The sequence below is a fragment of the Pseudomonas sp. LD120 genome, assembly GCF_009861525.1.
In the GTDB taxonomy this organism is placed as follows: domain Bacteria; phylum Pseudomonadota; class Gammaproteobacteria; order Pseudomonadales; family Pseudomonadaceae; genus Aquipseudomonas.
Window position 1 is genome coordinate 2,448,540 of record NZ_WVHL01000005.1, and the last position, 13,381, is coordinate 2,461,920.

Annotated in this window: 12 protein-coding genes; 2 read left to right on the forward strand and 10 right to left on the reverse strand. The window is 64.4% G+C overall.

Features of this window, described 5'->3' with window-relative positions:
* Positions 1–17 precede the first annotated feature (17 nt).
* Positions 18–1,142: a response regulator gene (locus PLD_RS25595; protein ID WP_159897484.1), complete on the forward strand. Its 1,125-nt coding sequence runs from the start codon at positions 18–20 to the stop codon at positions 1,140–1,142.
* Positions 1,143–1,530: 388 nt separating this feature from the next.
* On the opposite strand, the gene PLD_RS25600 is transcribed toward PLD_RS25595, so the two are convergent.
* From PLD_RS25600 to hemA, 6 genes are all read right to left on the reverse strand, one after another.
* Positions 1,531–2,457 (reverse strand): LysR family transcriptional regulator, encoded by a 927-nt coding sequence (locus PLD_RS25600; RefSeq protein ID WP_159897485.1) that lies wholly within the window; start codon positions 2,455–2,457, stop codon positions 1,531–1,533.
* A gap of 13 nt (positions 2,458–2,470) precedes the next feature.
* Positions 2,471–3,670, reverse strand: coding sequence for an MFS transporter (locus PLD_RS25605; RefSeq protein ID WP_159897486.1), 1,200 nt, complete (start codon positions 3,668–3,670; stop codon positions 2,471–2,473).
* Positions 3,671–3,755: 85 nt separating this feature from the next.
* Complete coding sequence (gene asnB, locus PLD_RS25610) at positions 3,756–5,609, reverse strand: asparagine synthase (glutamine-hydrolyzing) (protein WP_159897487.1); 1,854 nt, start codon at positions 5,607–5,609, stop codon at positions 3,756–3,758.
* A 22-nt stretch (positions 5,610–5,631) separates the two neighbouring features.
* Positions 5,632–6,702, reverse strand: a complete 1,071-nt coding sequence (locus tag PLD_RS25615) for a Gfo/Idh/MocA family oxidoreductase (protein ID WP_159897488.1) — start codon at positions 6,700–6,702, stop codon at positions 5,632–5,634.
* The gene (locus PLD_RS25620; protein ID WP_159897489.1) at positions 6,699–7,202 is read right to left on the reverse strand and encodes a GNAT family N-acetyltransferase; all 504 of its coding nucleotides are present in this window, start codon (positions 7,200–7,202) and stop codon (positions 6,699–6,701) included. Before PLD_RS25620 ends, PLD_RS25615 begins: the two co-directional genes overlap by 4 nt.
* Before the next feature lies 1 nt (position 7,203).
* On the reverse strand, positions 7,204–8,436 hold the full coding sequence (hemA, locus tag PLD_RS25625) for a 5-aminolevulinate synthase (RefSeq protein ID WP_159897490.1): 1,233 nt from the start codon (positions 8,434–8,436) through the stop codon (positions 7,204–7,206).
* Between the two features lie 156 nt (positions 8,437–8,592).
* On the opposite strand from hemA, the gene PLD_RS25630 reads away from it, so the two are divergent.
* Positions 8,593–9,447, forward strand: coding sequence for a helix-turn-helix transcriptional regulator (locus tag PLD_RS25630; RefSeq protein WP_159897491.1), 855 nt, complete (start codon positions 8,593–8,595; stop codon positions 9,445–9,447).
* 17 nt (positions 9,448–9,464) lie between these two features.
* Here the strand turns inward: PLD_RS25630 and PLD_RS25635 are convergent, their stop codons facing one another.
* From PLD_RS25635 to parA, 4 genes are all read right to left on the reverse strand, one after another.
* Entirely contained in the window at positions 9,465–11,423 is a 1,959-nt protein-coding gene (locus PLD_RS25635; protein WP_159897492.1) for a relaxase/mobilization nuclease and DUF3363 domain-containing protein, read from the reverse strand.
* 348 nt (positions 11,424–11,771) lie between these two features.
* Positions 11,772–12,296, reverse strand: a complete 525-nt coding sequence (locus PLD_RS25640; protein ID WP_159897493.1) for a S26 family signal peptidase — start codon at positions 12,294–12,296, stop codon at positions 11,772–11,774.
* On the reverse strand, positions 12,293–12,535 hold the full coding sequence (locus tag PLD_RS25645; RefSeq protein ID WP_159897494.1) for a hypothetical protein: 243 nt from the start codon (positions 12,533–12,535) through the stop codon (positions 12,293–12,295). Before PLD_RS25645 ends, PLD_RS25640 begins: the two co-directional genes overlap by 4 nt.
* Complete coding sequence (parA, locus tag PLD_RS25650; protein WP_159897495.1) at positions 12,532–13,170, reverse strand: ParA family partition ATPase; 639 nt, start codon at positions 13,168–13,170, stop codon at positions 12,532–12,534. Before parA ends, PLD_RS25645 begins: the two co-directional genes overlap by 4 nt.
* Between the last annotated feature and the right edge of the window lie 211 nt (positions 13,171–13,381).

Consider the following 13,381-nt stretch of genomic DNA (forward strand, 5'->3'; position numbering starts at 1 on the left):
TTCGGAAAGGAACGCCAATGCGTGTAATGGTTGTAGATGACGATCCTTGGCTGGCAGGTTTGCTCAAACAGCTGGTGTTGAGTAGAAGGCCTGGCGCACAGGTTGACTGTTACGAAGATGTCAAAAGCGCTTATGCCGGGTGGCAGAGCCATAACTATCAACTGGTACTAGCCGACTGGAACCTTCCCGGAGACTCTGGCCTGACGCTGTTGCAGTTGATTCGAAAGCACGATAAGAACACTCCGCTGGTCATGATCACTGGTCGTGCTGATCGTGAAAGCGTTCTGGCAATCAGGCCGCTGGCAATTAGTGCCTACATCACCAAACCCTTCGACGTGCCAAAAGTGCTTGAGTGCCTGGAGAGCCTGCTGCCGGCGGATGATACGACTGTGGCTTATGAACTGTTTCCTGAGGACCTGAAGACTTTTTTGTCCGGTCGGTCCGCCGCGGATCTGGATTTACCGTTGATGCTTAAGGTCAAGGATCGGTTGATGCTGGCCGCCCGAGGTACACCGCTGAATTTTCGAGAGCTGGCCGAGGAGTGGCAACACGACCCCGCCCTCAGTGCTTATCTGATTGCTGCAGCCAACAGCCCAGCATATCTAGTGGGGGAGCAGCGCTGTACGAGCTTGATAGATGCACTTAAGCGCTTGGGCGGGCGCACCAGCCTCAATCTGGCAATTGCTCTGGCATTGCGGCACGCCGGCAGTTCTGCAAATCCGTTGCTCTCTGTTTTCATTCAGGAGCATTTGGATGCCTCGGAACGGCTGGCTGAAAGGGTTGTGCAATTAGCCCGGCAGTCTGGTGTAGAGCATGGCGCCCTGCAGACGGCGGCAATACTGCATCGACTTGGCGAATTATGTGTCTTGCAGCAAACGCAAATATGGATGGAGCGAGGCAATCCTATGGACGACGGTGCAGTCATCCAGGCATGCGATGACTATGCTAAGTCCTTTGCTATCGCTCTTAAGGCGCATTGGGGGATGCCAATCTCATTGCGTGAGCTGATTGGTGCAATTTATGTGTTACCGCAGTTTCAGGTTCGTCGTGACCAGGTGCTTATGCGTTTAGCGGCTGCTATGAGCAATAACGAGCCTGAGCATGCGATCGAGAGCCTGAAGCGTCTTGCGGGCATAAGTTGAGGTATCCGCTCGAATCGCGAAAAACTCAGGATGAGCGCGGGTCTGAATTGAACTCGACGTTGCGATATATTCGCTCGCCGCAAATGATTGAAAGCAGGGTGGTTGCAGGATCTTGCATTCGATTTTTTGGGTAAGTCGCGTACGTTTGCACACTCTTGCTGCGGCCAAATCGTCGAGCCCTTCGATCAGCTTGGAAAAATATCTCATTTGGTCATGGTGCCTGTCTCGCCTTCAGTTCTTGCTCAAGAAGTGCCTTCAACTGCATAAGCTGGTCTGGTCACCGCTCAGCTCATCGTGCTTGTCCTTCTCATCCAGATGGCTGGGCTGCCGATAATGCGTTCTGCGTAGTGTGCTTGGTGTGAGTGAGGAGATCTTGTGCCTGGGGCAATCAAGCAATCTCCTGCTGTGATGCGTGATCCGGCAGCAACGCTTGGCCTTCCGCCGGACTTACCCGTCCGATAAACCGGGCCAATTGCTCGGCCGGCTCGCCTTCGCGTCGTACCAAGTAGGTGGTCAGCATGGTCGCGCAGCCGTCTAGCGGCCTGGCCACGACGTGCGGATTGTTCAGTTCGTTGATGCGGGCCAAGCTGGAGAATCCGAGGCCGTAACCCGCGGCTACCAGCGCCATCATCAGATCCAGAGTGGGAACGCGGTCGGCGATGGTCAGTCGCGTGTCCACGGCGCCCAGCACGCGCTGCAGCTGCTGCCAGAAGCCTTCGCAGACCTGCGGATCGCAAAGGACCAACGGGTAGCGCACCACCTCGTCGAGCGGCACGCGCCGGTAGCTCAACAGTGGGTGGCGGGCAGGTACCGCTACAACTAGTGGATCGAACCAGACCGGCTCGGCTACCAGCCCTTCGCCCACCTCGTCGGACTGGGCGAGCCCGATGTCGAACAGGTCATCGTTGAGGCCTCTGACCTGTTCGCTGAAGGTGACTTCCGACAGGCAGATCTCGACCTCCGGTTCCTCCTCGCGGCACTGGGCGAGCAGGGCGGCCAGGCGCGCCTGCGGGATGCCGTCGGACAGCGCGACGCGGATGCGTCCGCGGTAGCCGGCCGCCGCGCTCTTGACGCTGGCCTTGGCCTGATCGACCACGGCCAGCACCCGGCGCGCCTCCTCCAGCAATATCTTACCGGCCCAGGTCAGACGCGTGCGCCGCGTGGTGCGCTCGAACAACTGGACGCCCAGGCGGTACTCCAACTCCTTGATGATCCGCGACAGGGGCGACTGTTCGATGTGCAGGCGCGCGGCGGCGCGGGCAAAATGCAGTTCTTCTGCGACGGCGATGAAACAGCGAAGGTGGCGCAGTTCCACGGCCTCTCCTCCTTCAGTTGTAGGGTTCTGCTTGCACGTCGCCGTTCCAGGTTGGTTGGCGACGCAGGTTGACGATCTGCAGCAGCGCGCCCAGCGCGGCGACACCACCGGCACTGGCGGCCAGGGTCCAGGTGGGCATCTGCAACAGCAGCACGAATCCGCCGGCCGCGGCGCCGATGGCGCTGCCCAGGTAGAGCGCCGACTCGTTCAGCGCGATGGCCAGGTTGCCGTCGCCTTGGGCCTGGCGCGCCAGGATCAGCTCGTTGTTCTGCGGTACCTGCAGTGCCCAGCCGACCGCGCCCCACAGGGCGATGGGCAGCATCACCAGCCAGGTACTGAGGGCCGCCGCCAGCGGCAGCACGAACAGCGACACGGCAAGGATCAGCATGATGGCGAAAGTCAGCACCGGCCCCTTGATGCGATCCACCAGCGGGCCGATCAGGAAGCTGCCCAGTACGCCGCCGATGCCCCAGACCCACAGATAGGGGGTAACCGAACGCACCGCGCCGTAGGCTGGGTCAGCCAGCAGCGGGGCGATGAAGGTGTACATGCCCAGGCTGGCGATGGCGGCCAGCAGCGAGACCAGCAGGATGACCAGTACATGGCCGTCGCCGAGGATCGCCAGCTTCTGGCCCAGCGTGGTGGCGGTGGCCGCGGGTAGGGAAGGGAGCTTCAGCAGCAGGCCGAAGAAGGCCACCAGGCCAAGCAGGGTGACCAGCCACAGGGCGGCCTGCCACCCGAGCTGTTCGGCGATCAGCAGGCTGAGCGGAACGCCGAGCACCACGCCGCTGGCCATGCCACCCATGATGATGGCGATGGCCTTGCCGCGGCGTTCTGGAGTGGAGACCGCGGCTGATGCGCCGATGCCCATGGCCAGGTAGACGCCGGCGCCGATGCCGGCGATGGCGCGCCAGACCATAAGTGCGGTGAAACTCTCGGCCAGCGCGCTGGCGGCGTTAGCGATGACGAACAGGCCCAGGGCCAGCAACAGGCCGGCACGCTGACGATGCGCCGGTGTCAGGGCGACGAAGATCGGTGAACCCAGGCCGTAGGCCAGGGTGAAGGCGGTGACCAACTGCGCGGCCACCGCGACGGAAACCGTGAACGAGGCCTCGATCATTGGGATCAGCCCGGCGGTGACATAAGAGGCCATGCCGAGGGCAAAGGCCCCCAGCGCTATCAGGTAGATGGGGGATTGTTTGGGTGTGTGCATGCTCGGACTCGCTTGCGTTGCAGGAACGCGTGGGTGGTACAGCGGAAGGATGCGGCCCCGCACCGGGGCCACATCCGGTTGGGGACTAGAGTTCGAGGCTGACGTCGTACTCGCTCAGCCAGGTGTTGAGGCCGACCGCCAGCTCCATGCCCATGCGCTCGTACATGGGCGAGACACTGCCGAGCGGCTTGGCCAGGGTTTGCTGGATACGGCCGCTGTCAAGCAGGGGCGTCACCGGCGCGTTGCGGTCCGCCTGGATGGCGGCCAGGGCATCACGCAGCGCCTGCTCATAGGCCGGGTCCTGGGTCGAGGGGTAGGGGCTCTTGACCCGCTCGCTGATTGACCCCGGGAGCAGGTCGCGAGTCGCCGCGCGCAGGATGCTTTTCTCCCGCCCGTCGAAGGCCTTCATCGCCCAAGGGATGTTGAAGGCGTACTCGACCAGGCGGTGATCACAGAAGGGCACTCGCACCTCGAGGCCGACGGCCATGCTCATGCGGTCCTTGCGGTCGAGCAGGGTCTGCACGAAACGGGTCAGGTTGACGTAGCTCATTTGCCGCATGCGCTGGTCGACCGCGCTTTCGCCCGGCAGTACCGGCGCCTCGGCAATGGCCTGGGTGTAGCTGTCGCGCAGGAAGCTGTGCATGTCGAGCTGGGTCAGCAGTCCTGGATCGAACAGGGTCTTACCGTCGAAGTACTTGCCGGTCACCGAAGTCAGCCAGGGGAAGGTGTCGGCCTGGATCGCCTCCGGGTCGTGGAACCAGCGGTAGCCGCCGAACACCTCGTCCGCGCTCTCGCCGGACAGCGCCACGGTCGAGTGCTTGCGCACCTCCTGGAACAGTCGGTAGAGCGATGACCACATGTCGCCCCAGAAGGCCGGTGGCAGGTCGAGGGCGCGAACGATCTGCGCGCGCAACGCCGGATCGGCCAGCTCGCGGCTGTCGAGGACGATCTCTTGGTGGCTGGAGCGGATCATCTCCACCAGGTCGCGCACGAAGGGCGCATCCGGCGTCCCCCGCACGGCGTCGCCGGTGAAGCCGCTGCCGTGGTCGACGAAGTCGACGGAGAAGGAGCGGATGTTCTCCTTGCCGGCGGCCAGCAGCTTCTTCGACGCCAGCGCAGTGATGATCGAGGAGTCGAGGCCGCCGGAGAGCAGGCTGCACAGCGGCACGTCGGCGACGATCTGGCGGTCGACGATGTCCTCCAGCAGATCGCGGGTATGGCGGATGGTCTCGTCCAGCGTGTGTTCGTGCTCGCGCGCCTCCAGCTTCCAGTAGTGGCGACGGCCCAGACCCTGGCGGTTGATGCGCACGATCTCGCCGGGCATCACCTCGCGCATGCCATCGAACACGGCATGGCCTGGCGTCTTCACCATCTCCAGGATTTCGCGCAGGCCGTCTGTACGCACTTTGCGCGGCACCAGCGGGTTAGCCAGTAGTGCCTTGGGCTCGGAGCCGAACACCACGCCGTCGGAGGTGGGGAAGTAGTACAGCGGCTTGACGCCCATGCGGTCGCGGATCAGCAGCAGCTCCTGCGAACGCAGATCCCAGATGGCGAAGGCATACATGCCATTGAGCCGCTCGACGAAGGCTTCGCCCCATTCGATATAGGCGCGCAGCACCACCTCGGTGTCGCTGCGTGTCTCGAAGCGGTGGCCGAGTCGCTGCAGCTCGGTGCGCAGCTCGCGGAAGTTGTAGACCTCGCCGCTGTAGGTGATCGCGGCGACCTCGCGCGGGCCACCGTGCATCGCCGTCATCGGTTGGCGACCACCCTCCAGGTCGATGATCGACAGCCGCCGATGGCCAAGGCCGACCGGCCCATCGATCCACAGTCCGCCGGCATCCGGCCCGCGCAGTGTCATGGTTTCGGTCATGCGCTGCAGGGTGTCGCGTTGCGTCTCCAGGTTCTGGCTGTAGGACAGCCATCCAGCGATTCCACACATAGTCGTTCTCCTTGTGATTGAGTTACCCGAGGCTTTCCAGATCGTTGTCCTCGGCCAGCAGTACGCGCGTCTCGCCATGGACGTAGCGCGTCGGTGCTGGGGTTTGGGCATGGGTTTCCAGGTCGTTGAGCAGGCGCTGCAACGCCATTGCGGTGTCGATACCGGCGAAGGGCTGACGGGGCGGCTCCTTGAGCGCCACGGCGCGCACCACCTGCCGGCACAGCCGCGAGAGCTTGTGCAGGGTGTCCAGCCCTGGCTCGTCGGGGGCGGTGGCGAACTCGTGCAGCAGCTCCTCGGCGCCGTTGGCGCCGCGTGTCCAGATGCGCAACTGGTCGTGATCCCAGCGCGGGGTGTCGAACACCAGCCGCGCATGGATCAGCCGGGCGTCGCGGTCGACGAAGCTGAAATCCACGGTGCGCTGACGCACGATGTTGACGAAGCTGGCGTAGCCGGTGACCCGCGCCTCGCCCAGGCCGGCGGTGAGTTGCACGCTGTCGAGTACCTCTGCGCCGGAGATGGAGAAGTCCGAGCGCACGCCGAGCACACCATCGAGCTGGAGCTGGCCGCCACGCGGGCAGATCCAGTCGAGCAGATCCAAGGCATGGATCACCTCGCTGGTCACGCCGCAGGTGGGGCGGTAGTCGTTGATGCGGTCCTTGCCCCAGTGGAAGTTGGCGCGCACCAGCTGCCAGCCGTGGCGCTCGACCCACTCGCGCAACTGCTGGGTTGCGTCCGAATAGCGCTCCACCAGATCCAGGGCAAAGCCGCCGACCTGATCCAATGCGCCGAGCAGCTCCTCCAAGTCGTCACCGGGCGTGACCAGCGGCTTCTCGCAGAGCACGAACCCTCTGTAGCCGGCCAGTTGCTTTAGCACAGGCGCATGGCTGTGGTCGTTGACACTGACCACCACAATGTCCGGCGCGAACACCTGCAGCGCCCGGCCGACGCTGTCGAAGTAGGGCAGTTCGGTCGCCTTCTGCCGGCGCCCGACATAGGCCAGCGACAGCGGCAGGCCAGTGCTCATGGCGATATGCTCGAAGGCGCGGCGGTAGCGGTTGCCGGCGTAGCCCAGGCCGATGATCAGGATCTTCATGCCGAGGCCTCCTGACGGATCAGCAGGCGCTCGTCGCTGACGGCGAAGCCGAGGGTCTGGTACAGCGTGCCGGCATCCGCGGTGCTCTGCAGCACCACGCAGTCGACGCCGCGGTTGGCGAACCAGCGCAGCAGGTGCTGCATCAGTTGCTTGGCGATGCCACGGCCCCGCCACTGCGGTTCCACCACCACCGACTGCACCCAGCCGGACAGGCCGTTAAGGCAGCCCGGTGCCGGCGCGCGTTGGTCGATGATGGCGGTTGCGCAGCCCAGCACCTGGCCGGAATCCCTGTGCTCGGCGGCGAGGATCTGCACGCAGTCGCTGTCGTTCAGGCGGCTATTCAGCCAGGTTCGGTAGGCCGCCCACCAGCGCGTCGCGTCCTCCGGCGTCTTGCTCGAATAGCTGGCGTTGGTGCCGTCCAGCAGATACGCGCGCAGCTCCACCAAACGGGCCAGGTCGGCCTGGTTCGCCGGACGTACTGTGAAGAAGGACTGTTCCATCTCAGGCCACCTCCGCAGCAAACACCTCGGATGCCAATGGGATGCTGAAGTGGTCGAAGGTCTCGCGCAGCGACACTGCCAGGTGCTCGATCTGCGCATCGCTGTGGTTCGGCGTGGCGTTGACGCGGAAGCGCTCGGTCCCTACCGGCACAGATGGATAGTTGATCGGCTGCAGGTACACACCATGGTTATGCAGCAGGCGTTCGGCAGCTGCCTTGCAGCGCTTGGCTTCACCTACCCGCACCGGTAGCACGTGGGTCTGCGAGCAGGGCATCACCGGCACGTCATGGTGCTTGAGGCGCTCGCGCAGCTTGGCGGTCTGGGCATGCAGGCGATCACGCTCGGTACTGCTGGCCTTGAGGTGCTCGACGCTGGCCAGGCAGCCTGCGGTGATCGCCGGCGGCAGTGAGGTGGTGAAGATGAAACCTGTGGCGAAGGAGCGCACGGCATCGACGATCACCTGGGTCGCGGCGATATAGCCGCCGATTACGCCGATGGCCTTGGCCATGGTGCCCTGGATGATGTCCACCTGATTGGCTACGCCCAACTCGGCGGCAATACCGGCGCCGCGCGGGCCGTACATACCCACTGCATGCACCTCGTCGAGGTAGGTGAGGGCGTTGTAGCGCTTGGCGATCGCAACGATTTCGGCGATTGGGGCGATGTCCCCATCCATCGAGTAGATCGACTCGAACACCACAATCTTCGGCTGACCCAGCGGGTAGCTGGCGAGAATCTGCTCCAGATGCTCGACGTCGTTATGGCGGAAGATCTTGCGCTCGTTGGGCGTCGAGCGAATGCCGTTGACGATGGAGGCGTGGTTCAGTTCGTCACTGATTACTACGCAATCGGGGATACGCCGCAGCAGACACTGGAGAGTGGCGTCGTTGGAGCCAAAGCCGGTGGGGAAAACCAGCGCCGCTTCCTTGTCGTGCCAGTCGGCCAGGCTCGCCTCCAGGCTGGCGTACACCTCGTGCGAGCCGCCAATATTACGCGATCCGCCGGAGCCCGCTCCGTAGGTCTCCAACGCATCGTGCATCTGTTCGCGCACTGCAGGATGTTGCGACATCCCGAGGTAGTCATTGCTGCACCAGACCACCACCGGTTCTTGCTCGCGGCCATCCAGCTTGGCCAGCGGGTACTGGCCGCAGATGCGGCTCAGGGTAGTGAAGGTGCGGTACTGGTTGGAGGACTTCAGTGTCTCCAGTTGTTCCCGAAGAAGTGCTTGGTACATCCGTTTATCTCCTTAGCAAATGGGTGACACGTCTCTGCTGACTTCCTCATCTAGCGAGAGCCCTGGCCCGGGCATTTACGGCCAGGTCGAGGTATTCTTCTCGGGATTTATAGGGGTTACAATTTGACTGTTTATCCTAGTACTGGAGGTAACCGGATGAGCGCGCCTCGCACAGCTGAACGCACTCGGGTAGAGCTGGCCGAATTCCTGCGTAGTCGCCGCGAACGCATTTCGCCGGCGGAGGTGGGGCTGCCTTCAGGTGGCCGGAGACGCACGCCTGGGCTGCGCCGCGAGGAAGTCGCGGCCCTGGCCGGGGTGGGTTTGTCGTGGTACACCTGGCTTGAGCAGGGGCGGGACATCAGCGTGTCTGCGACCTTCCTCGACAACCTTTCGCGCACGCTCAAGCTGGATGCCACCGAGCGTCGCCACCTGTTCCTGCTGGCTCACCAGCGTCTGCCGCCAGAGCCGGGCAAGACCTGGTGCACGGTGCCTGCGCTGATTCATCGCCTGATGGGGGATCTGCCGTCACGTCCGGCTTACGTGCTCAACCTGCGCTGGGATGTGCTGGCCTGGAATGCTGCTGCGGACCGGGTGTTTGGCTTCTCCGCGCTGCCGGCGGATCGCCGCAACCTGTTGTGGATGCTGTTCACCAGCCCGGCCATGCGTGAGTTGTTCAACCCTTGGGATGAGCAGGCGCTGCAGATCCTCTCCAGCTTCCGCCGCGACTTCGTGCGGGCGACCCAGGATCCGGATATCGCTGCGCTGGTGAAGGATCTGGAGAAGGCCTCGCCGGACTTCAGGGAATGGTGGCGGCAGCAGGACATCCACGGCCCGTGCCAGGGGATCCGGCATCTGAAGATCGATTCGGTCGGCCAGGTGGTGTTCGAACACACCATGCTGACCATCGACGAAGATCGCCATCTGCGCCTGGTTTACTACGCGGCCAAGGAAGGCATGCCGCAGAGCCGAGACTTCGAGCAGTGGCTACAGCAGGAGCCGGCGATGGTATAAGCCCCAGCGCCGATTGCTCAACCAATCGATGGCCCGCGCTGGCGACCCAGTTGCCAGGACGCACTGTTGCCCTGAATCACTGCCGATACGCTCTGTCCGAGCTTCTGCTCGATCACCGGCTTCCAGGGCACCAGGCTGAAGCCGATGCCATCGTCGAGCAGGGCATAACGGCCGCTGGCCAGTTGCACGCTGCGTCGGTAGACGCCGCTGACGCGCTTACCCTCAACCGCCGGGCGGTACTGCATGCCCGTCTGCGCAGAGATCTCACGCGCCGTTTCCGCCAGCTCCCGCCCGCGCAAGGTGGCCAGCAGGTTGCGTGCAAGCACTACGCGTTGGCCCTGGCGTTGGGCCAGGCCCTGTTCCACCAGGAAGTCGGCACGTTGTCGCAACGCTTCGCGTACCTCCTTGCCGAAACCTTGGTCGATCAGCTCGCGGTTACCACCGAGCAGCTGCTGGTCCAGCCAGGTCGCGCCGACGGCGCGGACTTGCTGCTCAAGGGGCAGCGGAGTGCGCAGCTCGACGGCGACGTCGCCCAGGCGGCGGGCGTCATGCTGCCGACCTTGCTCGGGCAGATCGGCCGGCAACCGCCAGACGCCCTCGGCCAACCGCTCGACGATGCCGGCCCGGCACAGGGCTTCGAGGCGGCGCACATGACGCTCGACCAGTGCCTCAGGATCATCTCCGTCGCTCGACCGCGAGCGTGCCAGGGCCAGGTGATGATCGGTGCGATAGAGGCCGTCCGAAGCCACAGAAACAATCGACCGATCCACCGCGCGCGGTTCGCTCAGGCTGCGTGTTTCCACCACGCCGCCGATGGGGTAGTCAGCCAGCTCCGCGCGGGCGGGCAGGGCCAGGTAATGCGCCTTGCCGTCGAGCCCGTCGACCACCAAATAGCCACGGTCGTTTAGCTCATCGGCCAGCCCCTTGGCCACGATCCGGCCGACCACCCCGGGAGTGCCCTTGCCCGGCTCGAAGACCGCCAGCTCGCGCTGCCGGCTACCCATGGCCCGCTGCATCGTACGCACGATATCGCCGCGCTCACCCATGGCGCGCAAGGTGGACTCAGCGTCCTCCCGCAGAAGCCATTGCCCGGGCCGAACTTCATGAGCCAGTTCAAATTTCTGCAACTGCTGCAAGCGGCCGATCAGCAGTTGCCGACGTGGATGGTTGGCAAGTGTCTTCAGGCTCAGACCGCCGGCCAGGCGTTCGCGTATCAGGGTGCGATCCAGGCTGGTGAAACGCTCCTGCTGTACCTCGCGCTGCAGGCTCTGTTGGATCTCCAGTTCGGTACGCGGCCCCAGCCATTCGGTGGACAGCTCCGCGGCGCGGTTGCGCATGCCCTCGGTGATGTAGTCGCGGGCGATCACCAGGTCCTTGCCGGTGTCGTCCTTGCCGCGTAGGACGATGTGGGTGTGCGGGTTGTCGGTGTTCCAATGATCGACCGCCACCCAGTCGAGGCGGGTGCCGAGGTCGGCCTCCATCCGGCTCATCAGGTGGCGGGTGTAGGTGCGTAGGTCGTCGAGCAGCTCGACATCCTCGGGCGAGACGATAAAGCGAAACTGGTGGCGGTCGTCCCGGCCACGTTCCTCGAACGCATTGAGGTCGGCCTGGTCGGTCAGTGGCCCATAGGCCTGGCCCGGATCGCCCTCACGACTGACGCCGTCGCGCTCGATGTAGCGCAGGTGGCTGAGCGTCGAGCGCCTGCCGGCCTGGCGCAGGTTTACCAGGCGCGTCTTGATGGTGACGCGACGGGCATTGGACGGCAGTTGCTGCGCGCTGAAGCGAGCAGCGACATGGCCACGGCCGAGGCGGGCGCCGGGCTGGTGGCCCGCCTTGCCCGCCTTGCGCGGCTTGCCGGTGCCAGCCTTGTTGGACTGGCGCAGAACCTGGTTGACGAAAGGTTGGCCGCGTTGCTGCGGCTTGCCCGGCTGCGGGCGAAAGCGTAATTCGTCGTCCTGACGGCTTCCCTTGCTCATGTTTTGACTCCTCCAAGTTGATCGCAGTACGGCGTATCAGGCACTCTTCCCAGCCAGTGAAACTGCAGGGCGAGCACAATTTCGGCACCTGGCGACACCGGCGCCGTGTCGCCGCCACCCCCGTGCAGACTGCTTTTCGGGCCAACGAAGTGCCGCCCCCTTTTATCTTGCCCTCCGCTTTTTCCGTGCCTTTGCGCTGCTGAGCTGGGTAATCAGGAGAGGCGGGACGGCGACTTCCAAAGCTCCTGGCCGGCAGGCGAGGGCAGAAGTATCTGCAGACAGGCGGCGCGCGAGTACGCACACCGAGCACACGCATTCGGCACGCAGATCGATACGGAAAAGGTCTATTCATCGGCGCGACTCCAGCCACAGGGGTTGCGCCCGACCGATCACCGCGTCGACAGACACCAGGCCGAAGTAGCGGCTGTCGAATGACGCCGGGTTGCTGCTGAGCAGGAACAGCTCGTCGCCAACCAGACGCCGGCAGGCTTGCCAGGTTGGCTGCGCGCGCCCTTGTCGATCCCACCTCATACGCCTGGCAACCACGATGCCATCGATAAGCACCTGACTGCCCAGAGCACATACCCGTTGCGGCGCCGTCGCCGCCACGGTCTTCAGCAACGGCACGTTCGCCGGCAGGTAGCCGCGCTGAGCCGCCAGCGAACTCACCTCCGGCGGCAGGCGAACCAGTACCAGATCGCCCGGCGCCAACGAGCCGGCCGACGAAATGCGGTACCAGCCGACGGGCACGCTGTCGGAGGCGTTGTAGATCAGCCGTGGTGGCGACGTCGCAATCGTTGCCCAACCTATTGCTGCCAGGCTGCAGGCGAGCAGCGCCAGTGGCCACCGTACGCCGAGAGCACCCGGCGTCATGTCGTAGCCTCCGGAAACTGCTTCTCCAGCACTTCGCGCAGCATCTCTGCCATTGTTACGCCACGGTCGAAGGCCGCCAGCTTGATCCGTGTGCGCAGTGCCGGCGTTACGTCCAGCGTCAGCCGGGCGCTGTAGCGCTCGGCTTTGCCGTTGTCGATTCCAGCACCCTGGCGTATCCAGGCTTCGGCCTGCGGATCGGCAAGCGGGCGTGCACCGATACCAATGCGCTTGCCGCTCATGGCGACCACCTCAGCAGCTCGTCGACCAGGCTGCTGACCTCCCGCGCGGCGGTGCTGTCCGGTGCCAGTTCGCGGGCCAGGCGACCTGCTGCCACGCTCTCTGCGAAGACGATGCGCTGGCGTACCTCGGCCTGCATCGCCGGTAGCGGTTGATCGGCCAAAGCGCCGCGCGCTTCGCGACCGATCACCGTGGTGCTGACGCGGCGGTTGATGGCGAACGCTGCGCGCAGTGTGGGCCTGAACACCTGCGCTTCACGGACCAGGTTGACCATCTCTGCGCTGGCCCACAGGTCGTAGGGGCTGGGCTGCACCGGGATCAACACGCGATTCGCCGCCAGCAACGCCGAGCGGGCGAGGGCGGCGATGCGCGGTGGTCCGTCGATGATCACGTGATCGGCACGACGAGCCAGCTCCGGGGCTTCCTGATGCAGCGTCTCGCGCGCCAGGCCGACGGCGCTGAACAGCCTGGGCAAGCCCTGCTGGCTGCGTCGCTGCGTCCAGTCCAGCGCCGAGCCTTGCGGGTCGGCATCGAGCAGGATGACGTTCTGTCCGCGCAGGGCCAGTTCACCGGCGATATGGGTGGCCAGGGTGGTCTTGCCCACCCCGCCTTTCTGGTTGAGCAGAGCGACGATCATGGCCGGACCTCCCCGGTCAGACTGTCCCGATCAGCAGCTGTCCACACACAGGCGCTGCCCCAGTAACAAGTTAGAGCTTTTAAGTTAGTAATGTTAGAGAGGGCTGAAAGCCGCGCCAGTCGTGGCCTGCAGCGGAGTTGGTGCGCCTGAAGGCACGTGCGCCGCGCTCCTGATAGCACGGGCCGGCGTGCGCCTGAAAGCACGTCGCGAT

Coding starts and splice junctions, on each gene's coding strand:
- PLD_RS25595 (WP_159897484.1), top strand. CDS start 18: ATGCGTGTAATGGTTGTAGATGACGATCCTTGGCTGGCAGGTTTGCTC.
- PLD_RS25605 (WP_159897486.1), bottom strand. CDS start 3,670: ATGCACACACCCAAACAATCCCCCATCTACCTGATAGCGCTGGGGGCC.
- asnB (WP_159897487.1), bottom strand. CDS start 5,609: ATGTGTGGAATCGCTGGATGGCTGTCCTACAGCCAGAACCTGGAGACG.
- PLD_RS25615 (WP_159897488.1), bottom strand. CDS start 6,702: ATGAAGATCCTGATCATCGGCCTGGGCTACGCCGGCAACCGCTACCGC.
- PLD_RS25620 (WP_159897489.1), bottom strand. CDS start 7,202: ATGGAACAGTCCTTCTTCACAGTACGTCCGGCGAACCAGGCCGACCTG.
- hemA (WP_159897490.1), bottom strand. CDS start 8,436: ATGTACCAAGCACTTCTTCGGGAACAACTGGAGACACTGAAGTCCTCC.
- PLD_RS25630 (WP_159897491.1), top strand. CDS start 8,593: ATGAGCGCGCCTCGCACAGCTGAACGCACTCGGGTAGAGCTGGCCGAA.
- PLD_RS25635 (WP_159897492.1), bottom strand. CDS start 11,423: ATGAGCAAGGGAAGCCGTCAGGACGACGAATTACGCTTTCGCCCGCAG.
- PLD_RS25640 (WP_159897493.1), bottom strand. CDS start 12,296: ATGACGCCGGGTGCTCTCGGCGTACGGTGGCCACTGGCGCTGCTCGCC.
- PLD_RS25645 (WP_159897494.1), bottom strand. CDS start 12,535: ATGAGCGGCAAGCGCATTGGTATCGGTGCACGCCCGCTTGCCGATCCG.
- parA (WP_159897495.1), bottom strand. CDS start 13,170: ATGATCGTCGCTCTGCTCAACCAGAAAGGCGGGGTGGGCAAGACCACC.